This window comes from Streptomyces sp. DH12, from assembly GCF_020873895.1.
In the GTDB taxonomy this organism is placed as follows: Bacteria; Actinomycetota; Actinomycetes; order Streptomycetales; family Streptomycetaceae; genus Streptomyces.
This window is the reverse complement of record NZ_JAHWGT010000040.1, coordinates 40,832-64,559: the sequence shown is the minus strand read 5'-3', so window position 1 is coordinate 64,559 and position 23,728 is coordinate 40,832. Positions and strand designations below refer to the sequence as shown.

General features: G+C 75.6%; 21 protein-coding genes and 1 riboswitch. Of the genes, 4 read left to right on the top strand and 17 right to left on the bottom strand.

Annotated features, from left to right (window positions below):
• Positions 1–3: 3 nt before the first annotated feature.
• Positions 4–591, bottom strand: a complete 588-nt coding sequence (locus tag LPA54_RS28195; protein WP_228982838.1) for a MarR family winged helix-turn-helix transcriptional regulator — start codon at positions 589–591, stop codon at positions 4–6.
• A gap of 131 nt (positions 592–722) precedes the next feature.
• Between LPA54_RS28195 and LPA54_RS28190 the strand changes: the two genes are divergently transcribed.
• Entirely contained in the window at positions 723–1,793 is a 1,071-nt protein-coding gene (locus LPA54_RS28190; protein WP_228982837.1) for an alkene reductase, read from the top strand.
• Between the two features lie 180 nt (positions 1,794–1,973).
• Here the strand turns inward: LPA54_RS28190 and thpD are convergent, their stop codons facing one another.
• From thpD to ectA, 4 genes are all read right to left on the bottom strand, one after another.
• Positions 1,974–2,894, bottom strand: a complete 921-nt coding sequence (gene thpD / locus LPA54_RS28185; protein ID WP_228982835.1) for an ectoine hydroxylase — start codon at positions 2,892–2,894, stop codon at positions 1,974–1,976.
• A gap of 3 nt (positions 2,895–2,897) precedes the next feature.
• Positions 2,898–3,296 carry an ectoine synthase gene (locus LPA54_RS28180; RefSeq protein WP_058944213.1) on the bottom strand — a complete coding sequence of 133 codons (399 nt, stop codon included), beginning with the start codon at positions 3,294–3,296 and terminating at the stop codon, positions 2,898–2,900.
• Positions 3,297–3,378: 82 nt separating this feature from the next.
• Positions 3,379–4,626 carry a diaminobutyrate--2-oxoglutarate transaminase gene (ectB, locus tag LPA54_RS28175; RefSeq protein ID WP_228982829.1) on the bottom strand — a complete coding sequence of 416 codons (1,248 nt, stop codon included), beginning with the start codon at positions 4,624–4,626 and terminating at the stop codon, positions 3,379–3,381.
• 161 nt (positions 4,627–4,787) lie between these two features.
• Positions 4,788–5,315 carry a diaminobutyrate acetyltransferase gene (gene ectA / locus LPA54_RS28170; RefSeq protein ID WP_228982827.1) on the bottom strand — a complete coding sequence of 176 codons (528 nt, stop codon included), beginning with the start codon at positions 5,313–5,315 and terminating at the stop codon, positions 4,788–4,790.
• Between the two features lie 527 nt (positions 5,316–5,842).
• On the opposite strand from ectA, the gene LPA54_RS28165 reads away from it, so the two are divergent.
• Positions 5,843–6,823, top strand: coding sequence for a LysR family transcriptional regulator (locus tag LPA54_RS28165; RefSeq protein ID WP_228982825.1), 981 nt, complete (start codon positions 5,843–5,845; stop codon positions 6,821–6,823).
• 102 nt (positions 6,824–6,925) lie between these two features.
• Here LPA54_RS28165 and LPA54_RS28160 read toward each other — a convergent pair whose 3' ends face one another.
• On the bottom strand, positions 6,926–8,053 hold the full coding sequence (locus LPA54_RS28160; RefSeq protein ID WP_228982820.1) for an aminotransferase class V-fold PLP-dependent enzyme: 1,128 nt from the start codon (positions 8,051–8,053) through the stop codon (positions 6,926–6,928).
• 68 nt (positions 8,054–8,121) lie between these two features.
• Here LPA54_RS28160 and LPA54_RS28155 point away from each other — a divergent pair, with 68 nt between their 5' ends.
• Positions 8,122–9,207, top strand: coding sequence for an amidohydrolase family protein (locus LPA54_RS28155; RefSeq protein WP_228982818.1), 1,086 nt, complete (start codon positions 8,122–8,124; stop codon positions 9,205–9,207).
• A gap of 55 nt (positions 9,208–9,262) precedes the next feature.
• Here LPA54_RS28155 and LPA54_RS28150 read toward each other — a convergent pair whose 3' ends face one another.
• Both LPA54_RS28150 and LPA54_RS28145 read right to left on the bottom strand, forming a co-directional pair.
• Positions 9,263–9,844: a GNAT family N-acetyltransferase gene (locus tag LPA54_RS28150; protein WP_228982816.1), complete on the bottom strand. Its 582-nt coding sequence runs from the start codon at positions 9,842–9,844 to the stop codon at positions 9,263–9,265.
• Positions 9,841–11,901: a penicillin acylase family protein gene (locus LPA54_RS28145; RefSeq protein WP_228982813.1), complete on the bottom strand. Its 2,061-nt coding sequence runs from the start codon at positions 11,899–11,901 to the stop codon at positions 9,841–9,843. Before LPA54_RS28145 ends, LPA54_RS28150 begins: the two co-directional genes overlap by 4 nt.
• A 250-nt stretch (positions 11,902–12,151) precedes the next feature.
• Between LPA54_RS28145 and LPA54_RS28140 the strand changes: the two genes are divergently transcribed.
• Positions 12,152–13,105, top strand: a complete 954-nt coding sequence (locus LPA54_RS28140; protein WP_228982812.1) for an SCO1860 family LAETG-anchored protein — start codon at positions 12,152–12,154, stop codon at positions 13,103–13,105.
• 300 nt (positions 13,106–13,405) lie between these two features.
• Here LPA54_RS28140 and cobC read toward each other — a convergent pair whose 3' ends face one another.
• From cobC to LPA54_RS28095, 9 genes are all read right to left on the bottom strand, one after another.
• Positions 13,406–14,506, bottom strand: a complete 1,101-nt coding sequence (gene cobC / locus LPA54_RS28135) for an Rv2231c family pyridoxal phosphate-dependent protein CobC (protein WP_228982810.1) — start codon at positions 14,504–14,506, stop codon at positions 13,406–13,408.
• 113 nt (positions 14,507–14,619) lie between these two features.
• Positions 14,620–15,090, bottom strand: coding sequence for a cobalamin biosynthesis protein (locus LPA54_RS28130; RefSeq protein WP_228982808.1), 471 nt, complete (start codon positions 15,088–15,090; stop codon positions 14,620–14,622).
• On the bottom strand, positions 15,087–16,457 hold the full coding sequence (locus LPA54_RS28125; protein WP_228982807.1) for a cobyrinate a,c-diamide synthase: 1,371 nt from the start codon (positions 16,455–16,457) through the stop codon (positions 15,087–15,089). Before LPA54_RS28125 ends, LPA54_RS28130 begins: the two co-directional genes overlap by 4 nt.
• Positions 16,451–17,059, bottom strand: coding sequence for a cob(I)yrinic acid a,c-diamide adenosyltransferase (gene cobO, locus LPA54_RS28120; protein WP_058944222.1), 609 nt, complete (start codon positions 17,057–17,059; stop codon positions 16,451–16,453). Before cobO ends, LPA54_RS28125 begins: the two co-directional genes overlap by 7 nt.
• On the bottom strand, positions 17,059–19,155 hold the full coding sequence (locus tag LPA54_RS28115; protein WP_228982806.1) for a putative cobaltochelatase: 2,097 nt from the start codon (positions 19,153–19,155) through the stop codon (positions 17,059–17,061). Before LPA54_RS28115 ends, cobO begins: the two co-directional genes overlap by 1 nt.
• Positions 19,156–19,211: 56 nt before the next feature.
• Positions 19,212–20,720 (bottom strand): cobyric acid synthase, encoded by a 1,509-nt coding sequence (locus LPA54_RS28110; RefSeq protein WP_228982800.1) that lies wholly within the window; start codon positions 20,718–20,720, stop codon positions 19,212–19,214.
• On the bottom strand, positions 20,717–21,676 hold the full coding sequence (locus LPA54_RS28105; protein ID WP_228982799.1) for a cobalamin biosynthesis protein: 960 nt from the start codon (positions 21,674–21,676) through the stop codon (positions 20,717–20,719). The genes LPA54_RS28110 and LPA54_RS28105 overlap by 4 nt, the downstream gene beginning before the upstream one ends.
• Before the next feature lie 144 nt (positions 21,677–21,820).
• A riboswitch (cobalamin riboswitch) is annotated at positions 21,821–21,901 on the bottom strand.
• Between the two features lie 140 nt (positions 21,902–22,041).
• Positions 22,042–22,263 (bottom strand): hypothetical protein, encoded by a 222-nt coding sequence (locus LPA54_RS28100; protein ID WP_228982798.1) that lies wholly within the window; start codon positions 22,261–22,263, stop codon positions 22,042–22,044.
• An 18-nt stretch (positions 22,264–22,281) separates the two neighbouring features.
• Positions 22,282–23,559, bottom strand: coding sequence for an inorganic phosphate transporter (locus tag LPA54_RS28095; RefSeq protein ID WP_228982796.1), 1,278 nt, complete (start codon positions 23,557–23,559; stop codon positions 22,282–22,284).
• Positions 23,560–23,728 lie beyond the last annotated feature (169 nt).

Here is a 23,728-nt window from a genome sequence, read left to right as displayed (position 1 = left end):
CGCCTAGCCCGCGTCCGGCGCCGGCGCCGGCGCCGTCGCCGTCGGGTCGGTCCGCGGGGCGTCGGGGGTCTCGGGGTCAGGGCAGGGCGGCGCCAGCCGGCACAGGCCGCCCTCCACCTTCCCGAGCAGGCGCGCCAGCTCCGCCCGCTCCTCCGGGGCCAGGGCGGCCAGGCTGTGCTCCTCCAGCTCCGTCCACGCCGCCGCGACCTGCGCGTGCAGGGCGCAGCCGGTGTCCGTCGCCTCCACCAGGACCGCCCGCCGGTCCGCCGGGTCGGGGGCACGGCGCACGTGTCCGCCCTGCTCCAGGCGCTGGAGCATCTTGGTGACCGTCGACGGGTCCAGGTCGAGCACCCGGATCAGCTCGGACTGGCGTACCGGGCCGCGGTCCCACAGGTACATCATCACGAACTCCTGGCCCGGGTAGAGCCCCGCCGCCCGCAGGAAGCGGCCCGCCGCCACGCGGTGCAGCCGCGCCACCCGGGACAACGCCATGCTGACCGGCCCGCCGAGCGCCGCCGACGGCGTGCCGTCCGGGCAGCCGGCGGCCGGTGCCGGCCGGTGGGGGGTGGCGGCCGCCGGGTGGGCGGGCATGGGGGCTCCTCGGGGGTGGACTGCCCCCAGTCTAGTCTCCGGGCGAAAGAAGTTGGTCAGCCAAGGAATGCTGTCAGGCTGACCGCTGTTCTCCTACTTGGCCGACCAACCTACTGCCTTCGGAGCCCGCCGTGACCACTGCCTTCGACCCCGTCGACCTCGCCGGCACGCCCCTGCGCAACCGGATCGCGATGGCCCCCATGACCCGCAGCCGCGCGCCGGGCCGTGTGCCCACGGAGCTGGTGGCCGAGTACTACGCCCAGCGCGCCTCCGCCGGGCTGATCATCACCGAGGGCGTCCAGCCGGTGCCGGAGGGGCAGGGGTACCCGGACACCCCCGGCCTGCACTCCGCCGAGCAGGTCGCCGCGTGGCGCCGGGTCACCGACGCCGTGCACGCCGCGGGCGGCCGGATCTTCGCGCAGCTCATGCACGCGGGCCGCATCGGCCACCCCGCCGTCCTCGCCGACCTGCCCGGCGACCTCCACCCGGTCGCCCCTTCCGCCGTCGCCGCCGCGGGGCAGGTGTACACGGCCGAGGGCCCCAAGGACTTCCCCACGCCCCGGGAGCTGACGGGCGCGGAGGTGCGTCGGATGATCGAGGGGTTCGCCACCGCCGCCCGCAACGCCGTCGAGGCCGGTTTCGACGGCGTGGAGCTGCACGGCGCCAACGGCTACCTCATCCACCAGTTCCTGGCCCCCGGCACCAACCGGCGCACCGACGAGTGGGGCGGGACGGTGGAGGGCCGCGTCCGGTTCGCCGCCGAGGCGGTCAGGGCCGTCGCCGCCGCCGTCGGGCCGGAGCGCACCGCGCTGCGGATCTCGCCCGGGAACACGTTCAACGACATCGACGAGCCGGACCCGCTGCCCGCGTACACGGCGCTCGTCGCCGAACTCGACCCGCTGGACCTCGCCTACCTGCACGTCCTGGAGGCGTCGCCCGAGACGCGGGACGTCACCACGCAGCTGCGCAAGCAGTACTCCGGCACTCTCGTCCTCAACCCGGCGACCGAGGGGCCCACCGACCACAGGGCCCTCGGCCTGGTCGAGGACGGCACCGCGGACCTGCTGGCCTTCGGCACGCTCTTCCTCGCCAACCCGGACCTCCCGGCCCGCCTCGCCGCCGGCGGCCCGTACAACGAGCCCGACCGCGCCACCATGTACGGCGGCGACCACCGCGGCTACACCGACTACCCGACGCTCTGACCGGCGGCGCGGCCGGCGCCGGGGCGGGGCCCCGCGCACGCCGCGCTCCGCCGGCCGCGCGGCCGCGCGGCCACGCCCGAGGGCCCGCCCCCGCACCACGTGCGGAGGCGGGCCCTCGGCGAGTCCGTCGGCGCCGGTGCGACGGCGCGGCGGCCGTCGACCGCCGACGGCCGCGCGGGGTCAGCGGACCGGCGTGAAGTCCCTCGCCCCGATGAACTCCGGTCGGCGGACGGGCGCCGCGAAGGGCTCGACGGCCGTGTTCTCGACGCTGTTGAACACGATGAAGACGTTGCTGCGCGGATAGGGCGTGATGTTGTCGCCCGAGCCGTGCATCGCGTTGCAGTCGAACCAGGTCGCCGACCCGGCCGGGCCGGTGAACAGCCGGATGCCGTGGGCGTCGGCGAATCGCGTCAGCGCCTCGTCCGACGGGGTGCCCGCGTCCTGCATCTGCAGCGACTTCTTGTAGTTGTCCTTCGGCGTCTCGCCCGCGCAGCCGAGGAACGTCCGGTGCGAGCCCGGCATGATCATCAGTGCGCCGTTGGTGTCGCGGTTCTCCGTCAGCGCGATCGACACCGAGACCGTCCGCATCCGCGGCAGCCCGTCCTCCGCGTGCCACGTCTCGAAGTCCGAGTGCCAGTAGAAGCCGGAGGCGCCGAAGCCCGGCTTCACGTTGACGCGCGACTGGTGGACGTACACGTCCGAGCCGAGGATCTCCCGGGCCCGGCCCACCACGCGCTCGTCGGCGACCAGCCGCGCGAACACCTCGCTGATCCGGTGCACCTCGAAGACCGACCGCACGTCCTTGGACTTCGGCTCGATGATCGACCGCTCGTCGGCGCGGACCGCCGGGTCGGTGACGAGCCGGTCCAGCTCGGCGCGGTACACGGCGACCTCGTCCGGGGTGAGCAGCTGGTCGACCGCGAGGAAGCCGTCCCGTTCGAACGGTTCCAGCTCCGGCGTCAGCGGCCCCCAGACGACCGGGTCCTGCCGGGGGGTGACGACCTCGGTGGCGCCCCGGGTCGGGTACAGGTCCGGTACGCCCGCCCCGGCGGACGCGCCGGCGGCGGTGGTGGCGGTGGTGTTCGGGGTGGTGGTGGTCATGGATCAGCCCTCCTCCGTCAGCAGCGGGTAGACGCCGTTCTCGTCGTGGTCCTCCCGCCCGGTCACCGGCGGGTTGAACACGCACACGCACCGGAAGTCGGTCTTCGGGCGCAGGGTGTGCCGCTCGTGGCCGTCGAGCAGGTACATCGTGCCGGGCTCGATCCAGTGCGTCTCGCCCGTCTCGTCGTCGGTCAGCTCCGCCTCGCCCTCGACGCACAGCACGGCCTCGATGTGGTTGGCGTACCACATGGACGTCTCCGTCCCGGCGTACAGCACGGTCTCGTGGAGCGAGAAGCCGACCTTCTCCTTCGCGAGCACGATGCGCTTGGACTCCCAGGTGCCGGAGGCCGCCCGCACATGGCGCTCGGTGTTCTCGATGTCCTTCAACGATCGGACGATCACGGTGGTGCCACTTCCTTTCGTACGGCGTACGGGGGGCGGGGCCGTCGGGTCGCGCGGCCCCGCGGTCGCTCACTCGCCGGTGTCAGGCGGACTCGCGGACGGCGCGCGCCAGCGTGGTCAGCCCCTCGTCCAGCTCCTCGGGCGTGACGGTCAGCGGCGGGAGCAGCTTCACGACCTCGCTCTCGGGGCCGGACGTCTCCAGCAGCAGGCCCAGGTCGAAGGCGCGCCGGCAGATCCGCGTCGCGCGCTGCTTGTCCGCGAACTCGAGGCCCCAGACCAGGCCGCGGCCCCGGTAGTGGGCGCCGTCGGCGGAGTTCTCGTCGCAGATGGTCAGCAGCGCCTGCTCCACCTGCTCGCCCCGGGCGAGGGTCTGCTGCTCCGTGCCGCCGTCCGCCCAGTACGCGCGGAGCGCCGCCGTCGCCGTGACGAAGGCCGGGTTGTTGCCGCGGAACGTGCCGTTGTGCTCGCCCGGACCCCACACGTCCAGCTCCGGCCGGAACAGGCACAGCGACATCGGCAGCCCGTACCCGCTGATCGACTTGGAGAGGGTGACGATGTCCGGGGTGATGCCGGCCTCCTCGAAGGAGAAGAACCCGCCGGTGCGCCCGCAGCCCATCTGGATGTCGTCGACGATCAGCAGCATGTCGCGGCGGTCGCACAGCTCCCGCAGCGCGCGCAGCCACTCGGGGCGCGCCACGTTGATGCCGCCCTCGCCCTGCACGGTCTCGACGATCACGGCGGCCGGCTGGTTGAGCCCCGAGCCGCTGTCCTGCAGGAGCCGCTCGAACCAGAGGAAGTCCGGGACCCGGCCGTCGAGGTAGTTGTCGAACGGCATGGGCGTGCCGTGGACCAGCGGGATGCCGGCGCCGGCCCGCTTGAAGGCGTTGCCGGTGACGGCGAGCGAGCCGAGCGACATGCCGTGGAAGGCGTTGGTGAACGACACGATCGACTCGCGGCCCTTCACCTTCCGGGCCAGCTTCAGCGCCGACTCCACGGCGTTGGTGCCGGTCGGGCCGGGGAACATCACCTTGTACGGCAGGTTCCGGGGGCTGAGGACGAGCTCGTGGAACGTCTCCAGGAAGGCGCGCTTGGCGGTGGTCGCCATGTCCAGCCCGTGCGTGACGCCGTCCCGCTCCAGGTAGTCGATCAGCGCTCGTTTCAGCACCGGGTTGTTGTGGCCGTAGTTGAGGGAGCCGGCGCCGGCGAAGAAGTCGAGGTACGTGCGGCCGTCCTCGTCGGTGAGGCGGGCGCCCTGCGCGCGGTCGAACACCGTCGGCCAGCCGCGGCAGTAGCTGCGCACCTCCGACTCCAGGTTCTCGAACGCGGCCATCGGGGAGGCGCCGCCGTCGTGGACGGTCGGGGCGGGGGCCGGGGCGGCGGACGGTCGGGCGGACGGGGTGATGGTCACAGCGGAGTCCTCCTGCGGAGTCGCGGAGCGTCGGGCGAAGGTCGGGGCGGGGCAGTGGGGGGAGGGGAGCGGGGCGGCGGCGGTCAACCCGCCGCGGCGACCGGCCGGATGCGGTAGAGCACCTCGGGCTCGTGGCCGCCCTCCGGGAACAGCTCTCCGTCGAAGAGGACCTCCCGCTCCAGCGAGGCGCCCCGGCGCTCGGCGAAGGAGGTGAAGAGCCGGTCGGACGCCGTGTTGTCGGGCGTGACGGTGGTCTCCACGGTGTGGATCCCGCGGTCGGCCAGCCGCGACACGAGCGCGTCCAGCAGCTTTCCCGCCAGGCCGCGGCCGCGGTGGTCGTGGTCGACGGCGACCTGCCAGACGACGAGCGTCCCCGGTCGGTCCGGGCGGACGTACCCGGTCACGAAGGCGACCGGCTCACCGTCCGTGCCGCGCGCGACGACGGACGTGGCCGCGAAGTCCCGGCACCACAGCAGGTAGCTGTACGAGGAGTTCAGGTCCAGCACCTGGGAGTCGCGGGCGATGCGCCACAGGGCGGCGCCGTCCTCCACTCGTGGGCTGTCGATGAATTCGGATCGGGCAGGTACGAGGTCTGTTGGTGCGGCGGTCATGCGGAAGGAACTTACCCAGCAATTTCTCGGATTGCATGGGTGGGAGGTATTGGGTGGCCGCACCATCTGTGTTATCGCGCGTACGCGGGACTGCTCGCGGCCCTCGCGGTTCTGGCCGATTTACCTGCATAAATACGGACATAACCTCGCTGTTGTGGAATCGGTCACACCGTGAAACGGTCGTGGCGCCTCCATGAATCGTTCACAGGAGCGTGCTCGAATCTTGGTGTTTGACGTCCTCGGATGTGGGCAGCAGAAAGTGGGGAGCTACCCGATTGATTGTCGTGGGGAAATTGTTGGGAGTGGATCGGAATTCCGGTCCGAATTCTCGTCTATTCGACTCTGCGGCAACCGCCCCGCGGCATTGCGGACCCCGATGCCCGCGTCCGGTTCCGCACCCCCGCGCGCGTCGTGTTCGCACATCGGCGCCGTTCGCCCGTACACATGGGGAAGAGGCCGTCCCCGCCCGGTCGTTGACCGGATCGGACGGCAGGGCAGCGAGAGTCGAGGGGCGGGTGGGCGCGGCGGTGGAACTGCGTCAGCTGGAGTACTTCGTGGCCGTCGCCGAAGAGCACGGCCTCGCACGCGCCGCCGAACGGCTGCGCACCACCGCGGAGGCGGTGGCCGAGCTGATCGGCGCGCTGGAGGGCGATCTCGGGCTGCGGCTCCTCGACCCGGCGTCCCCCGGGCACGTGAGGCTCACCGCCGCGGGCGAGCGGCTGCTGCCCGAGGCGCGGGCCGCGCTCGCGGCGGCGGGACGGGTACGGGAGACCGCGGCCGGCATCGCCGGCGGGACCGACGGCCTGGTGCGCCTCGGCACCAGCCGCGCCTTCTCCGACCGCGTGTACCGGGCCCTCGGCGTCCTCGCCCTGCGCCGCCCCCGGCTGCGGGTGCGGCAGGAGCGCGCCCCGCAGGAGGCCCGCCTCGCCGCGGTGCTCTCCGGGACGTTCGACGCCGCGCTGGTACGGGCCGTGCGCCGCGTGGAGGGCATGGTCCTGTACCCGGTCTGGACCGAACCCCTGCTCGTCGCGCTGCCCGCCGGGCACCCGCTGGCCGCTTCGGACGAGCTCCACCCGGCCCAACTGGCCCACCTCCCGCTGCGGCTGGCGCCCCGCGCGGTCAACCCGGCCTTCCACGACCTGGTCACGGGCGCCCTCCCGCACTGGACGCCCGGACCGCCCTTCACCACCCTGCGGGCCACCCTCGACGACCTGGCGGGCGCGGCCGAACCGTCATGGACGGTCTTCCACCCGGTGGGGCCCCTGCCCCGGGACCGCCGACTGGCCTTCCGCACCCTGCGCGCGCCCCGCGTCCCCGTCTCGCTCGCCGTACGCGCGGGCGGCCTCGTCCCGGCGGTGCAGGCCCTGCTGGAGGCGCTCACCGGCACCGCCGACCCGCCGGCCCCCGTGACGCGGCCCGCGCCCCCGCCGGTACCGCTGCGGACGGCTCCGCGTCAGGCGACGGTACGGACGGCCCCGGCTCCGGCCGACGCCCCGGGCCCGCCCTGACCGGCCCGGACGGCCGACCGGCCGCCCCGGGCCCGCCGAACCGCACGCCACCCGGGGCCCGCCGAACCGCACGCCGCCCCCGGCGACCCGCGAGCGGACTGCCTACCGCCACGCCTCCGCGGCCGCCCGCAGCGCCGCCTGCGTGTCGACCTCCCGGCCCGTCGCGGCGAGGGCGGCGCCCAGGGCCGCCAGGCACGCCCGGACGGTCCCCGGCGTGGCGTCCGGCCCGTAGTGGTTCACCCGGACCATCTCCGCGGCCAGCGCCCCGCCGCCCGCCGCCAGCGGCAGCGCCGGGGCCCGGCCGGCCCGGTCGGCGGCGGGCACCGCCGTCAGCGCGGCGGCCACCAGCCGGGAGGCGTCCACCCCGGCCGGGGTGCGCAGCGTCGTCGCGACGGGGGCCGCCTCCCGCGCCTCGTGCACGTACGGCTCCAGACCGCCGCCCAGCGCGAGCACACCCGCGCGGGTGGCGGCCGCGGCCGCCGCGTGACGGGCGGTGAGCGCGTCCAGCCCCTCCGCGTCGACGCGGTCCAGGCACGCCTCCAGCGCCAGCATCTCCAGCTGCGCGGGCGCGTGGAGCAGCGTCCTGCGGCCCCCGTCGATCCAGCGCTCCTTCCAGTCCAGCAGGGAGAGGTACGAGCGGCGCGGCGCGGCCGGGTTCGCCGCGAACCGCTCCCACGCGCGCGGGCTGACCGACACGGCGGACACGCCCGCCGGGCCGCCCATCGCCTTCTGCGCGCCGATGACGCACAGGTCGACCCCCCACGCGTCCGGCAGCACCGGCTCCGCGCCGATCGAGGCGACCGCGTCCAGGTGGAACAGCGCGCCGTGCGCCCGGACCACCTCACCGATCTCCGCGACCGGGTTGGTGTTGCCGGTCGCCGCCTCCGCGTGCACCAGCGACACGAAGTCGATCTCCGGGTGCCGCTCCAGCGCCCCGGCGACCTGCTCGGCGGTGGCCGCAGTGTGGAACGGCACCTCCAGGTCCACCACCGTCGCGCCGCAGTCGCGCAGCCAGTCGCCGAAGGTCTGCCCGTACGGGCCGGTGATCACGTTGAGCGCGGTCGAACCGGGCCGCGCGCCGCTGCGGATGCACCCCTCCAGCGGCAGCAGCGCCTCGCCCTGCGTGACGACCACGTCGTGCCCGGTGCCGAGCAGCGCGGCAACGCGCCGCTCGATGTCCGCGAAGCGGTCGGCGGTCAGCGGGGCCAGGTCGAGGAGGGGGTGCGTCACGGGGCTCTCTTTCCTTCACGTACGGACTGCTTCGCCGAGGGTACTTGCGCCCTCGTAGAGTGCTGGGCATGAGCCTGGTGCTGCATGTGAGGGGGCGGGTGCTGGCCGGCCCGCAGGACGTACGCGACGAACTGTGGGTGGTCGACGGGCGGGTGACCTACGACCGGCCGGCCGGTGCGCGGGACGTGCGCACGGTGACCGGCTGGGCGCTGCCCGGCCTGGTCGACGCGCACTGCCACGTCGGGCTCGACGCCCACGGGCCCGTCGACGCGGCGACCAGCGAACAGCAGGCGCTGGCCGACCGGGACGCAGGCACGCTCCTGATCCGCGACGCCGGTTCGGCCGCCGACACCCGGTGGATCGACGACCGCCCCGACCTGCCGAAGATCATCCGCGCGGGCCGCCACATCGCCCGCACCAAGCGCTACCTCCGCAACTACGCGCACGAGATCGAGCCCGCCGACCTCGTCGCCTACGTCGCCCGCGAGGCGCGCCGCGGCGACGGCTGGGTGAAGCTCGTCGGCGACTGGATCGACCGCGACGCCGGCGACCTCACCGCCTGCTGGCCGCGCGCCGAGGTCGAGGCGGCCATCGCCGAGGCGCACCGGCTCGGCGCCCGCGTGACGGCGCACTGCTTCGCCGAGGAGTCCCTGCGCGACCTGGTGGAGGCGGGCATCGACTGCGTGGAGCACGCCACGGGGCTGACCGAGGAGACCATCCCGCTCTTCGCCGAGCGCGGCGTCGCCATCGTCCCGACCCTCGTCAACATCGCGACGTTCCCGCGGCTGGCCGCCGGGGGAGAGGCGAAGTTCCCGCGCTGGGCGGACCACATGCGCCGGCTGCACGAGCGCCGGTACGACACGGTCCGCGCCGCGTACGACGCCGGCATCCCCGTCTTCGTCGGCACCGACGCGGGCGGCTCGCTCGCGCACGGACTGGTGGCGGCCGAGGTCGCCGAGCTGGTCACCGCCGGCATCCCGCCGCTCGAAGCCCTGTCGGCGACCACCTGGGGCGCCCGCGCCTGGCTGGGGCGCCCCGGCCTGGAGGAGGGCGCCCCGGCGGACCTGGTCGTCTACGACGAGGACCCGCGCGCCGACGTCCGGGCCCTGGCGGCGCCCCGGCGCATCGTCCTCGACGGCCGCGTCGTGGGCTGACGCCGCCCGCCCGCCCGCCGGCCGGCGGGCGGGCGGCGCCCATCGCGGCCGGCCGTCAGCGGGTGAGGAACGCCAGCCGGGCCCGCTTCTCCACCAGGTGCACCTCCGGGAGCACGATCTCCGGCAGCACCACCTCCGGGCCGAGTTCGAAGCCGGCGCGGACCAGCAGCGCGACGGCCTTGTCGTTCGCCGCGTCCGGCTCGGCGACGATCCGCGTGCGGCCCCCGCGCAGCGCGAAGTCCGTCAGCACGCCCAGCAGGTGCCGCGAGAAGCCGCGTTCGGGCCTGTCGGCCGGGGCCAGCAGCAGGTGGACACCGATGTCGCCCGGCTGGACCTCGTAGCACTCGCTGACCCGGTCGGCCTCCGGTTCGTACGTCTGGAACAGCGCGACCGGCACCCCGTCGCGGTGCACCAGGAACGCGTGGTGCGTCGTGAGCGAGTCGAGGTGCGCGTAGACGTCCCGCACCTCGGCCACGTCGATCTCCCGCATGCCCCAGAACCGGGCCCGCTCCTCGCTCACCCACGCGTGGACCAGGGCGGCGTCGCGGTCCGGGTCCAGGGGCACGATCCGTACCGTCCCGAAGCCGTCGACGGACCGCTCGTACTCGGCGGGGCGGGGGTCGGCGCTCGTCGTCATGCGGGGTGCTCCTTGCTGAGCCGGTTCCAGTCGGTGATCACAGGGGTGAGGCCGCCGCGCAGCCACAGCGGCAGCTGGTCCGCCTCGTGCGGGTCGCCGGGCACGCCCGAGGCGCCCAGCGGCACCACCCACAGGCTGTCCTCGCGCCGTGCCAGGTCCCACACGTAGCGGGCGGCCGGGCCGCGCGCGCTGCGGTCGGTGACGCCGGGGACGCTCGACGTGGACAGCACGCAGTCGTGGTCGCCGTCCAGGCCGGGCCACCGGGCGTCGTCGCCGTCCGGCAGCGCCGCCCACGGCGCGAGGCGGTGCGTGGCGCCCCACGGCGCGTCCGGCGGCGCGGCGGCCGTCGCCTCCAGGGCGGCGCGCACGGCGGCCTCCCGGTCGGCGGGGGGTACGGGGCCGGACGTCAGCAGGGTCTCCAACGCGTAGGCCACGCGCGGCACGAGGGCCAGCCACGGCCGGAACAGCGCCGGGTACGCCGGGACCTCCGCGAGCGGCGCGAACACCGGGTGGGCGGCGACCCGGCGGACGACCTCGCCCCGCACCGCGGCGTACAGCGCGGCGTCCACGCTGTCGGCGTCCATGTGCCGGTCCCAGCGCAGCAGCCGGTCGCGCAGGGCGGCGGCGGGCGCGGTGAGCCCGTCCAGCCCCGCGGCGAGGTCCAGCAGCGGGCGGGCGGAGGCGAGGTGGGTGTCGGTGTGCACGGACGCCATGCCGGCCGCCGTCCACTCCGACGACCCGGCCAGCAGCCGCGCGATGCGTTCGGCGCGGTGCGGCGGCGCGAACTCGACGCCCAGCGGCGCCGCGAGGCCGCGCGCGTTGGCCATCACCGCGACGCCGTCGACGGGCGCGCGAGGCAGCGGCTCGTGGCGCCCGCGCCACTCGTGCGCCGGCTCCCAGGCGGGGACGGTGCGCAGCATGTTGTCCCGGTGGCGCACGGGGACGTGGCCGGCGACCCGGTGGAGGGTGCCGCCCTCGGTGTCGGCGGCCTGCACGACGTTCACCGGCTCGACCCACCGGTCGAGTGCGCGGTCCACGTCGGCGACCGTCCGCGCGGCGAGCAGCGCGGGCAGCGCGGCGAAGCCCAGCTCGCCCGTCACGCGCGGCGGGTAGCGCAGGCTCAGGGCGCCGCCGTCCTCGCCGCCCTCGCCGTGGTCGGGCACCACGACGGGCCCCCGGTCGGTCTCCACGACCTCCACGGTGACCGGCGCGGCGCCCCTGACCTCGATGGTCTCGGTGTGGACGCGGGCGGGGCGCCATCCGTCGGGCCCGAGCGCCTCCGTCGCGCCGTCCCGGTGGCGCAGACGCTCCCGGTACAGGTCCTGGTAGTCCGCCATGGCGTTGGTGATGGCCCAGGCGACCGTCCCCGTGTGGCCGAAGTGGGCGAGGCCGGGCACGCCGGGCACGGCGAGGCCGACGACGTCGTACTCCGGGCAGGCGAGGCGGATCTGCTGGTACACGCCGGGCGCCTCGATGAACCGGTGCGGGTCGCCGGCGAGGAGGGCGGCGCCGGTGGCGGTGCGGTCGCCGTCGACGAGCCAGCCGTTGCTGCCGGCCGTCCCGGGGCCGTCGGTCGCGAACAGGTCGACCTGCTCGTCGCCGAGGACCCGGGCGACCCGTTCGCGCCACAGCTTGGTGGGGAAGCCGGCGAAGAGGACGTGCGTCGACAGCCAGACGCCGAGCGGCACCCACGGCTCCCACACGCCCGGTTGCAGCCCCGTCGCGGCGAACTCCCGGCTGCGGCGGGCGCCTTCGGCGAGACCGGCGTTGACGCCGTCCGTGTAGGCGGTGACCCACGCGCGGGTGGCGTCGTCGAGCCGGTCCAGGCAGCGGCGGGCGGTGTCGGCCAGCCGGGCGCGCCGGGCGAAGGCGTCCCAGTCGACGGCGTCCGGCCCGAGGAAGGCCGCCGTCGTGCCCTGGGCGCGGTGCCGTTCGACCTCCAGCTGCCACGCCCGGTCGTGCGCGGTGGTACGGCCCTGGGCGTGGGCGAGTTCGCGCGGGTCGTCGGCGCGCAGATGCGGGATGCCCCAGGGGTCCCGGTAGACCTCGATGCTCACTCTTGTCCTGATCTCTTTAGGTAAGGCTGGCCTAACTTATGACACGGTTGGTCGATAAGCAATCCGGGTGGGGCTGGCGGGGCGCTCTATTCGAATGTGTGACCGGAAACTCCCCTTTGGGGTGAACTCACGGCAGGTACCCGCCGGTTCACCCTCCGTGCGTCAGGATTCCCGTGTCCCAGTCGCCGCCGCACACATGTCCCTGTGGGCGGGTGTTCGGCGACTCCTGTCCTCCGTGGGGGTTCCACCCGTGTACAGCACCACCTTCCGCCGGTCCGCGGCCGCCGCCGTCACCGCGCTCGCCACCGCCGCGCCCCTGGCCCTCGCCGCGCCCGCCGCGCGGGCCACCACCGGCGGCGAGGGCCGCGCCTCCGCCGCCGTCCTCCGCGCCGACCTCGACGTCTCGCTCCTCGACGGCGGCGTACGGGTCCCCGTCAACACCGCGCTCAACGACGTGCGCGCCCCCGCCACCGCGGAGAGGACGACGCTCAGCGTGCGGGTGGACGGCGTCGACGGCGGCAGGCCCGTGCGGATGCTGCGCGCCGACGTCGCCTCGGCCAAGGCCACCGCCGACGCCCGCCGCGCCGAGGGCTCGGTACGACTCGTCGACGCCCGGGTCCACCTGCCCGGGCTCCCGCTGCTGTCCGTCGTCGAGGTCGAGCAGGTCACCGCCGAGGCGGTCTGCGCGGCCGGCGCGGTGCCGACCGCCGCGGCGAACGTCCTCGGCCCCGTCACCGTCCTCGGCAAGCGCGTCACCCTCACGGCGGGCGGCCGCACCAGCGTCGAGGTCCCCGGGGCCGGCGAGGTCACCCTCGACCTGTCACGGCGTACCACCACCTCCACCACGGCCGCCGCCACGGCGCTGGAGCTCAAGGTCGCCGTCGACCCGCTCGACCTCGACGTCGCCGACGTCCGCGGCACGGTCACCCTCGCCGAGGCGTCCTGCACCCGGCCGAAGACGCCGACCGCGCCGACCACGCCCCCCGCGTCCTCCGCCCCCTCCGCGCCCGCCACGACCCCGGCGGAGCGGCCCACGGAGGGGCTGAAGCCCCAGACGGGCGGCGGGGCACCGGAGAAGGAGGCCCTCGCCGAGACCGGCGGCGACTCGCGCACGCCGTACGTCGCCGCCGGGGCGGCCGCCCTGCTCGCCGCCGGTGCGGCCACTCTCGTCCTGGCCCGCCGCGCAAGGCGCGAGCAGCCCTGACCCCACCGCCTCCCCCCCACACACACCCGGCTCCCCGGGCTTCCAGTCCCCCCGTCCGCGCCCGTCGACGGCGGTCGGGCGGGGCCGTGGCGGGTCGCCCCCGCAGGGGTCGGCGGCGTCACCCGGGTCACCTCTCGTAGGAGTCAAGGCCGCCGACCCCGAGGAGGTGACCCGCTGGGCCCCGACCCCACCCACCGGCCTCGGACGCCCCCGGGGGAAGCACCCGGGAGGCGTACCGCAGCGCGACGGACCGGGGACGGGGTGTCCGCCGGTCCGACCGGCAGGACACCCCGCACGCCGTCAGTTCCGGGCGCAGCCCGCCATCACCAGGGCCTGGTCCAGCGCCTGGAGGAAGCGGTTCGTCGTCACCCGGTCCCGCACCGCGAGCCGCAGCCACTGCGGCCCCAGCCCCGGGAAGGTGTCGCCCCGCCGCGCGGCGAAGCCCAGGTCGCGCAGCCGCTCCCGGACGACGTCCGCTCCCTCGACGCGGATCAGCACGAACGGCCCCTCGGCCGCCTCCACCACCCGCACCTCGTCGAACTCCGCCAGCCCGGCCAGCAGATGGGCCCGCTCCACCGCGACCCGCCGGGCCGCCTCCTCCGCCTCGGCCAGCGCCTCGCGCTCCATGCACGCCTCGGCCGCCACCAGCGCCGGCGTCGACACCGGCCACAGCGGCTGGACGCGCTCCAGCGCCGCCACGGTGTCCGGCGCCGCCAGCACGTAGCCGATCCGCAGCCCCGCGAGGCCCCACGTCTTCGTGAGGCTGCGCAGCACCACCAGGCCCGGTACGTCCGTACGCCCGGCCAGCGCCTCCCGTTCGCCCGGCACGGCGTCCATGAACGCCTCGTCCACCACCAGGGTCCGCCCCGGCCGCGCCAGCGCCGCGATCGTCCCGGCCGGATGCAGCACCGACGTCGGGTTCGTGGGGTTGCCGACGACCACCAGGTCGGCGTCCTCGGGGACGCGCGCCGGATCGAGCCGGAACCCCTCCTCCTCGCGCAGCACCACCCGGCGCACCCGGTGCCCCGCGTCCCGCAGCGCCGCCTCCGGCTCCGTGAACTGCGGGTGGACGACGACCGGCCGGCTCACCGGCAGCGCCCGCGCCAGCAGCACGAACGCCTCCGCCGCTCCCGCCGTCAGCAGCACCCGCCGGGCCGGCAGACCGTGCCGCTCGGCGACCGCCGCGCGCGCCGCCCGCCCGTCGGGGTAGGCGGCCAGGCCGGAGAGGGACGCGGCGAGGCGCTCGCGCAGCCACGCCGGCGGGGTGTCGTCGCGGACGTTGACCGCGAGATCGGTCAGTTTCTCGTCCCGGACCTCGACGTCTCCGTGGTGCCGCAGGTCGTACGCGTCCGCGTCGCGGGGGCCGGGGAACGGTCTGTCGCTGTCTGTGTGGGTATACATGGCCGCCAGCTGGGGGTGGGGGACAGTGGGGGGTGGTCGGCGGGCCGACGGCGTCGGCGGCCCACCGGTCTTCTCTCCACCGCCGGACGGGGAATCCGGCGCCGGATCAGCGGTCAACGCCGCGCCCGTAACCCGAACGCCGCGTCCTCACGGGTGTACCCGCGCCCTCCGGCGGGCAACCGCCCGTCCCCGTGCGCCACCGCCACCGCGCACGTCACACGCGCCGCCCGCGGCGCCGACTTCCGCCGCGGCACGAGCAGTTGGCCCGCGCCCCAGCGGGCGGCCGCCTCGGCCAGCGCCGCGGCCTCCGCCACCGACGGCGTCCCGGTCGCCGCGAGCGCCGCGGCGGACGGGTGCGGTACGGCGACCGAAGCCAACTCGGCCGCCGGGCGGGCCCGCAGCGCCAGCCCGAGCCGCGCCGCCGCCGCCAGGAGCCCCGGCTCGTCCGCCTTCGCCTCCACCGTCGCCAGCGCCGCGACCTCCTCCGGCCGCCGCCCCGCCTCCCGGAGCACCGCCAGCACCAGCGCGCACACCTCGTCCGAGGTCACCCCCCGCCGGGCGCCCACGCCCACCACCAGCGTCACGGCCGGCAGTGCTCCACGAACCGCCGCGCCGTCCCCGGCACCGCCGCCCAGTGCGTGTGCACGTAACTGGCGTGGACACCGTCCCGGACGAAGCCCTCGACGCGCCGCTCCGGCTGCCGCAGCCCCCACGCGGGCGCCGCGCCCGCGCCCGGCTCGATGACCGTGCGGTGGAACTCGTGGCCCCGCAGCCGCGTCCCGACCGCCGCCAGGGGGCTGTCGCTCAGCGCCACCGCGTCCCGGTAGCCCAGCGTCAGCCGCTGCGTCATGCGCGCGTCCGCCTCCAGCACCCCGCACATCGGCCGCCCGTCGAGCGACCGCGCCAGGTACAGCAGCCCGGCGCACTCCGCGGCGACCGGCGCGCCCGAGCGGGCCAGCGCGGCGACCGCGTCGCGCAGCGCCTCGTTCGCCGCCAGCTCCGGCGCGTACACCTCGGGGAAGCCGCCGCCGACGACCAGGCCGCGCGTCCCCTCCGGCAGCTTCTCGTCCCGCAGCGGGTCGAAGGCCACCACATCGGCCCCCGCCGCGCGCAGCAACTCGGCGTGCTCGGCGTACGAGAAGGTGAATGCCGCGCCGCCCGCCACGGCCACCACCGGCCGATCACCCGGTGACAGCCCGTCCGGCGCGGGGGACCCCGCCGCCAGGGCGGCCTCGGGGGACCACGCGGCGGTGTGCAGCTCCGGCGCGCTGCGCGCCAGCGCCAGCAGCGCGTCCAGGTCGCACCCCGAACGGATCTGCTCCGCCTGCGCCCGCACGGCGTCCAACGCCTCCGTGTGCCGCTCGGCGACCGGTACCAGCCCCAGGTGCCGCGACGGCGTCGACACGGCGGGCGCCCGCCGCAGCACGCCGAGCACGGGCACCCCCGACCCGCCGAGCGCCTCCCGCAGCAGGTGCTCGTGGCGGTCGGTGGCGACCTTGTTGAGGATCACCCCGCCGATCCGCACCTCCGGGTCCCACGACGCGAACCCGTGGACCAGCGCGGCGACCGACCGGGACTGCGACGAGGCGTCCACGACCAGCACCACCGGCGCCTTCAGCACCTTCGCCACCTGCGCCGTCGACGCCAGCTCGCCCTGGTCGGCGGCGCCGTCGTACAGCCCCATCACCCCCTCGACGACCGCCAGGTCGCAGCCGCGCGCGCCGTGCGCGAAGAGCGGCGCGACCAGCTCGGTCCCGCACATGAACGCGTCGAGGTTGCGGCCCGGCCGGCCCGTCGCCAGGGCGTGGTAGCCGGGGTCGATGTAGTCCGGGCCGACCTTGTGCGGCGACACCGCGAGACCACGGCCGGCGAACGCGGCCATCAGGCCGGTCGCGACCGTGGTCTTGCCCGCGCCCGAGGAGGGCGCGGCGATGACGAGACGTGCTACCACTCGATGCCCCGCTGGCCCTTCTGACCGGCGTCCATCGGGTGCTTGACCTTGGACATGTCGGTCACCAGGTCGGCGAACTCGCACAGCTCCGCCGGCGCGTTGCGGCCGGTGATCACCACGTGCTGCTGCCCCGGGCGGTCGCGCAGCACCCGGATGACCTCCTCCGTGTCCACCCAGCCCCAGTGCAGGAGGTAGGCGAACTCGTCGAGGACGTAGAACCGGTACCTCTCCTCGGCCAGGCAGCGCTTGATGTGCTCCCAGCCCTCGCGGCCCTTGTCCTCGTGGGACTGCTCGCCCTCCTTGGGGTCGCGCTGGATCCACGACCAGCCCTCGCCCATCTTGTGCCAGTCGACGGTGCCGCCCTCACCCGTCGCGCCGAGCGCCTTGAGCGCGTTCTCCTCGCCGACCTTCCACTTCGCGGACTTGACGAACTGGAACACCCCGACCGGCCAGCCCTGGTTCCAGGCGCGCAGCGCCATCCCGAAGGCGGCGGTCGACTTGCCCTTGCCCACGCCCGTGTGGACCATCACCAGCGGTCGGTTGCGGCGCTGGCGGGTGGTGAGTCCGTCGTTCGGTACGACGTCCGGCTGTCCCTGCGGCATCAAGCGGCCCTCCTCGTAGTACGAACATCCCTGACCAGTCCGGCGATCGCGTCCGCGCGCAGCTCGTCCAGGGCCACGACGTCGCCGCCGAGGCCGTGGGCCAGCTCCGCGGCCAGACCGAGCCGCACGGGCCCCGTCTCGCAGTCCACGACGACCGCCGCCGTACCCTCCGCCGCGTGCAGTGCCGCGGCCCGACCGGCGAGCCGCAGCGGCTCCGGCCCGCCGGTCGCCCGCCCGTCGGTGACGACGACGAGCAGCGGGCGCCGCGCGGGGTCGCGCAGCCGCTCCACACGCAGGACCTCGCGTGCCTTCAGCAGCCCCGCCGCCAGCGGCGTGCGGCCCCCCGTCGGCAGCGTCTGAAGGCGGGCCGCCGCCGCGTCCACGGACGACGTGGGCGGCAGCGCCAGCTCCGCGTCGCGGCCCCGGAACGTCACCAGGCCCACCTTGTCGCGCCGCTGGTAGGCGTCGAGCAGCAGCGACAGCACGGCACCCTTGACCGCGCCCATGCGCTGCCGCGCCGCCATCGAGCCGGACGCGTCCACCACGAAGAGCACCAGGTTCCCCTCGCGCCCCTCACGTACGGCCTGCCGCAGGTCGTCGCGGTGGACGACCAGCCCGGGGCCGGACCGGCCGCGCGCCCGCTGGTGCGGCGCCGCCGCCCGGACGGTCGCCGCCAGGTGCAGCTTGGTCAGGGCGCCCCGCGGCCGGCGCGACCCGGTGGTGCGGCCGTGCTCGGTACGCGCCCGGGAGCGCCGGCCCGCGGCGCCGTCCCCGAGGCCGGGGACGGTCAACGTCCGCGTACGGTACGGCTCGGCGGCCTTCACCGGCGCCTGCTCCGCGGCCGGCCCCGCGCCCGCGGAGGGCTGGGGCTGCGCCTGGGGCTCGGGCGTCCCGTCGCTCTCGGGCGCCCCGTCCGGCTCGGGCCGCTCGGCGGAGGGCTCCTCGCCGGCTTCCTCCCGCGGCCCCTGCGGCTGCGGCGGCACCCCGCCGTCCGGACGGCCGCCCCCGCCGGGGCCGCCGTCTCCGCCCCCGTCGGGACCGCCGTCGTCGGGGCCCTGCGGCTCCGGGTCGGGCTCGTCGTCCCCGCCGGCCTCCTCCAGCGTCCGGTCCAGCTTCTCCTCGTCGAGCCCCGGCGCGTCGAAGGGGTTGCGCCGGCGCCGGTGCGGCAGCGCCAGCAGCGCGGCCTGCCGCACGTCGTCGACCGTCACGTCCTCCCGACCGGCCCACGCGGCGAGCGCCGTCGCGGTCCGCGCCATGACGATGTCCGCGCGCATCCCGTCGACCTCGAACGCGGCGCACGTGGCGGCGATCCGGCGCAGCGCGTCGTCACCGAGCCGCACCCGCGGCAGCAGCGCCCGCGCGGCGGTGATCCGCTCCCGCAGCGCCGACTCCTCGCCCGCCCAGCGCGCCGCGAAGCCGGCCGGGTCGTCGTCGTGGGCGAGGCGCCGCCGCACGACCTCCACCCGCAGCTTCGGGTCGCGCGAGGCGGCGACCTCCACGGTGAGCCCGAACCGGTCGAGCAGCTGCGGCCGCAGCTCGCCCTCCTCCGGGTTCATCGTGCCCACCAGCAGGAACCGCGCGGCGTGCCGCACGGACACGCCCTCGCGCTCCACGTGGGAGGCGCCCATGGCCGCCGCGTCCAGCAGGTGGTCGATCAGGTGGTCGCTGAGGAGGTTGACCTCGTCGACGTAGAGGATGCCCCGGTGGGCCTGGGCGAGCAGTCCCGGCTCGAAGGCCTTCACCCCGTCGGCCAGGGCGCGTTCGATGTCGAGGGAGCCGACGAGCCGGTCCTCCGAGGCGCCGACGGGCAGTTCGACCATGCGGGTCGGGCGCGTCGCCCCCGTGCCCGGCTCGTGCGGGCCGTCGGGGCAGTGCGGGTCGGGTGCCTGCGGGTGGCAGGAGAAGCGGCAGCCGGCCACCACGTCGATGTCGGGCAGCAGCGCCGTGAGGCCGCGCACCACCGTGGACTTGGCGGTGCCCTTCTCACCGCGCACCAGGACGCCGCCGATGGCCGGTGAGACGGCGTTGAGCAGCAGGCTCAGCCGCATGTCGTCCATTCCGACGACGGCGGTGAACGGGTAGGGAACCGAAGCCATGGGCGAAAGACCCCTTTCGAGGGACGTACGGGCGGCGGGCGGGTCCGCGGGGCCGGTCACGGTGCCCCCGGCGCGACGAACGGCAGGCCGCCCGGAGGGCCCGACTCGATCAGCTTCAGCAGCGCGTCCGTGTCCGCGTGCTCCTCGATCAGGTCGCCGAGCCGGTCGAGCTGCTCCTCGCGGAGCGCCGCGAAGGAGGTGTCGGGCGCGGGGACGAAACGCCGCCCCGCGGCGCGGGCGACCTCCCGCAGGAACGCCCGGCGGAAGCCGTCGCCCTCCAGCGACCCGTGCCAGTGGGTGCCCCACACGGCGCCCACCCGGCAACCGTCCAGGAACGCCTCCCCGCCGCGCACGTCGGCGACGCCGTGGTGGATCTCGTACCCCTCGACGGGCTCGCCGAGGGCCTCCCCGGACGGCCGCGCCAGGGTCTTCTCCACCGCGAACCGCACCCGCACGGGCAGCAGGCCGAGCCCGTCGACCGCGCCGGCCCGGGACTCGACCTCGTCCTCGATGCGCTCGCCCAGCATTTGGAAGCCGCCGCACACGCCGAGCACCGGCCTGCCCTCGGCGGCGCGCCGCACCAGCGCGTCGGCCAGGCCCCGCTCGCGCAGCCACGCCAGCGCCCGGACCGTGCCGCGCGTACCGGGCACCACGACCAGGTCCGCGTCGACGAGCTCCTCGGGCCGGTCCACGAACCGGACCACGACGCCCGGTTCGGCCGCGAGCGCGTCCACGTCGGTGAAGTTCGACATCAGCGGGACGGCGCAGACCGCGACCCGCAGCACGTCCTCCCCGACCGGCGGCGCCACCACCGACTCGCGCACCGCGCCGCGCAGCGAGACGCGCAGCCCGTCCTCCTCGTCGATGCCGAGCCCGTGCGCGTACGGCAGGACGCCGAAGGTGCGCCGCCCCGTCAGGCCGTACAGCATGTCCAGCCCCGGCTCCAGCAGCGTCACGTCACCGCGGAACTTGTTCACGAGGTACCCCGCGACCAGCTCCTGGTCCTCGGGGGAGAGCAGCGCCGTCGTCCCGAAGAACTGGGCGAACACCCCGCCGCGGTCGATGTCGCCGACCACGACGACGGGGAGGCGGGCGGCGCGGGCGACGCCCATGTTGACGATGTCGTTGCGCCGGAGGTTGATCTCGGCCGGGCTGCCCGCGCCCTCGCAGATCACCGCGTCGTGGGTGGCCCGCAGCTCCTCCAGGCACTCCAGCACGGTGCCGAGCAGCGCCTGCTGCCGCCCGCCGTGGTAGCCCCGCGCGCTCAGTTCGCCGACGGGCCTGCCCATCAGCACCACCTGGCTCGACCGGTCGCTGCCGGGCTTGAGCAGCACCGGGTTCATCAGCGCGCTCGGCTCGACGCGCGCGGCCTGCGCCTGCATGGCCTGCGCCCGGCCGATCTCCGCGCCGCCGCGCGTCACGAAGGAGTTGAGGGACATGTTCTGCCCCTTGAACGGCGCGACCCGCAGCCCCTGCCGGACCAGCCAGCGGCAGATGCCGGCCGTCACCACGCTCTTGCCCGCGTCGGAGGTCGTCCCCGCGACGAGCAGCCCCCCACCCCTCACGACCGACCGCCCTTCCGCCGCCGCAGCGCTCCGTACGCCGTCCGCCCGCCCGCGCAGACCGCGAGGGCCAGCAGGCCGACCCGGCGCGAGAGCCGCACCGCCCGCTCGACGTCCGCCACCTCGACGGCCCGCCCCTCACCGTTGAGGACCGGCCGGTGCTCGACCCGCCCCCCGTAGGAGAGGCTGCCGCCCAGCCGTACGCCCAGCGCCCCCGCGAACGCCGCCTCGACCGGGCCCGCGTTGGGCGACGGGTGGCGGTGCGCGTCGGCGCGCCAGGCGCGCACGGCGCCGCGCCGGTCGCCGCCGGCGACGACGGCGAGCGCCGCCGTGAGCCGGGCGCCGGGGTAGCCGGCGACGTCGTCGAGGCGCGCCGACGCCCAGCCGAACCGGCGGTGGCGCGGCGACCGGTGGCCGACCATCGCGTCCAGGGTGTTCGCGGCGCGGAACGCCACGAGGCCCGGCACACCGCCCAGGGCGCCCCACACGAGGGCGCCGACCACCGCGTCGGAGGTGTTCTCCGCGACGGACTCCACGACGGCGCGGGCGACGCCGGGCCCGTCCAGTGCCTGCGGGTCGCGGCCGCACAGGTGCGGCAGCCGCTCGCGGGCCACCTCCAGGTCGCCGGCGGCCAGGGCGCCGGCGACCGCCCGGGCCTCGCGGCCCAGGGAGGTGCCGCCGACGACGGACCAGACGGTGGCGGCGGTCAGCGCGACGGCCGCGGGGCCGTGCCCGCGCACGGCACGCGCGGCGAGCGCCGCACCCGCCGCGGCGCCGCCGGCGCAGACGGCGGTGTGGAGGGCGCCCCAGCCGCGGTGGTCGCGCCACAGGACGCGTTCGACGGCGCCGGCGGCCCGCCCGAAGGCGGCGACGGGGTGGCCGCGGCGCGGGTCGCCGAGGAGGAGGTCCGCCAGCATTCCGGCGGTGGCACCGCAGGCGTAGACACGATCGCTGCGCATCGGGTCAGCAGCCCGGCGAGCCGGATCGGTCACGGGTCCGCGAGCCGGGGCTCGGGGTTCTCGACGTGTCGGGGGGAACGCAGCCGGGCATGCGCAATGTCCTCACTCAGGGTCCGCGCCCTGGCTCGACGTGACCGGCGGTGAGAGTTCCTGACTCCCGCCCCGCGGCGTGCGCGGGACGGTCACAGTGGCGGGACCGCGCCGGATTCTCACCGGGCTTCCTCTCCTGCCGCCGGATATGGCCTGGGCAGTCCACCACGGGCCGCGAAGGCCCGTCAACTCACCCTTGACCTGCGATGGAGCGGTGTGCGGAGCCCCACAGGCCCCGTTCACGACGGCCGGGCCGGGGTGTCCGTGACGCGGGGTCAGGCCACGATCAGGTAGATGCCGTACGCGACGGCCGCCGCGCACAGCGCGAAGCAGGCGTACGCGCCGGTGCGGGCCAGGGTGGCGGAACCGCCCTGGACGGCGGCCTGCTCCTGGCGGGAGAGGCCGATGAGGCCGAGGGTGAAGAGGCCGACGAGTGCGACGGTGGTGACGAGACCCACTCCGAAGACGGAGCCGAGGGCTGCCCAGTCGATGTCCATACCGATGCCGTTCTTTCCTTACACCGAGGCCGTGGGGGCCGCGCCGGAGGCGGCGACCGGGGCCGGGATGGTGGTCTTGAGGGAGTCGTCGCCGTCCGTGTCGGCGGCGACCGGGCCGGCGGGCGGCGGGGTGACGGCCGCGATGGCGGTGGTGACGACCCCGGCGGGCTCGTCCGCGGCGGCGTCGCCGGCGTCCTCGACATCGTTGACGTTGGTGTGGTCGACGACCTGGCGGCGCGAGATGAACCAGATGGCGGCCGAGGAGCCGACCAGGAAGGCCGCGACGACGGCCACGCCCCAGTCGCCCTGGCGGGCGACGAACTCGGCGAGCGCGGCGACCAGGCCGGCGGCCGGCAGGGTCAGGCCCCAGGCGACGAACATCCGGGTCGCGGTCGACCAGCGGACCACGCCGCCCTTGCGGCCGAGGCCGGCGCCCATGACGGCGCCCGAGCAGACGTGCGTCGTGGAGAGCGAGAAGCCCAGGTGCGAGGAGGCGAGGATCACGGTGGCCGCGCCGGTCTGGGCGGCGAAGCCCTGCTGCGGCTGGAGGTCCGTGAGGCCCTTGCCCATGGTCCGGATGATGCGCCAGCCGCCCAGGTAGGTGCCGAGCGCGATGGCCAGGCCGGCGGAGACGATGACCCACACGGGCGGGTTGGAGCCGGGGGCGAGGGCGCCGCCGGCGACCAGGGCGAGGGTGATGATGCCCATGGTCTTCTGGGCGTCGTTCGTGCCGTGGGCGAGGGAGACGAGGCCCGCGGAGGCGATCTGGCCGGCCTTGTAGCCCTTGCGGCTGGTCTTGGCGTCGATGTTCGCGCCCGCCTTGTAGGTGAGGCGGGTGGCGACCATCGCGGCGACGCCGGCGACCACCGGGGCGGCCACGGCCGGGATCAGGACCTTGGTGAGGACGACGCCGCCGTTGACGCCGCTGACGCCGACGGACGCGACGGTCGCGCCGATCAGACCGCCCATGAGGGCGTGCGAGGAGCTGGACGGCAGACCGACCAGCCAGGTCAGGAGGTTCCAGAGGATCGCGCCGACCAGCGCGGCGAGTATGACCTCCGGCTGGATCCCCGTCTCGTCGACGAGCCCCTTGGAGATCGTCTTGGCGACCTCCACGGAGAGGAACGCGCCCACCAGGTTCAGGACGGCGGACATGGCCACCGCCGCCTTGGGCTTCATCGCGCCGGTCGAGATGGTCGTGGCCATCGCGTTGGCGGTGTCGTGGAAACCGTTTGTGAAATCGAACACGAGAGCTGTCACGACCACAATGGCGAGCAGCAGCGTGATGTGTTCCATTTACCCAGGCAATCGTTCGACGTCAGTACCGCGCTGAACGTAGGCAACCTGGGTGAACGGAAGGTGAACTGCTCCAGGCCGCACGGTGACCCAACCTGTGTACCCGCATTCCGGTTACGTGTCGGCCCGGCGATTGCGGGCCCCGCGGCGCGGAAACCCCCCGGCGCCG

Coding starts and splice junctions, on each gene's coding strand:
- LPA54_RS28195 (WP_228982838.1), bottom strand. CDS start 591: ATGCCCGCCCACCCGGCGGCCGCCACCCCCCACCGGCCGGCACCGGCC.
- thpD (WP_228982835.1), bottom strand. CDS start 2,894: ATGACCACCACCACCCCGAACACCACCGCCACCACCGCCGCCGGCGCG.
- ectB (WP_228982829.1), bottom strand. CDS start 4,626: ATGGCCGCGTTCGAGAACCTGGAGTCGGAGGTGCGCAGCTACTGCCGC.
- ectA (WP_228982827.1), bottom strand. CDS start 5,315: ATGACCGCCGCACCAACAGACCTCGTACCTGCCCGATCCGAATTCATC.
- LPA54_RS28155 (WP_228982818.1), top strand. CDS start 8,122: ATGAGCCTGGTGCTGCATGTGAGGGGGCGGGTGCTGGCCGGCCCGCAG.
- LPA54_RS28150 (WP_228982816.1), bottom strand. CDS start 9,844: ATGACGACGAGCGCCGACCCCCGCCCCGCCGAGTACGAGCGGTCCGTC.
- cobC (WP_228982810.1), bottom strand. CDS start 14,506: ATGTATACCCACACAGACAGCGACAGACCGTTCCCCGGCCCCCGCGAC.
- cobO (WP_058944222.1), bottom strand. CDS start 17,059: ATGCCGCAGGGACAGCCGGACGTCGTACCGAACGACGGACTCACCACC.
- LPA54_RS28115 (WP_228982806.1), bottom strand. CDS start 19,155: ATGGCTTCGGTTCCCTACCCGTTCACCGCCGTCGTCGGAATGGACGAC.
- LPA54_RS28105 (WP_228982799.1), bottom strand. CDS start 21,676: ATGCGCAGCGATCGTGTCTACGCCTGCGGTGCCACCGCCGGAATGCTG.
- LPA54_RS28100 (WP_228982798.1), bottom strand. CDS start 22,263: ATGGACATCGACTGGGCAGCCCTCGGCTCCGTCTTCGGAGTGGGTCTC.
- LPA54_RS28095 (WP_228982796.1), bottom strand. CDS start 23,559: ATGGAACACATCACGCTGCTGCTCGCCATTGTGGTCGTGACAGCTCTC.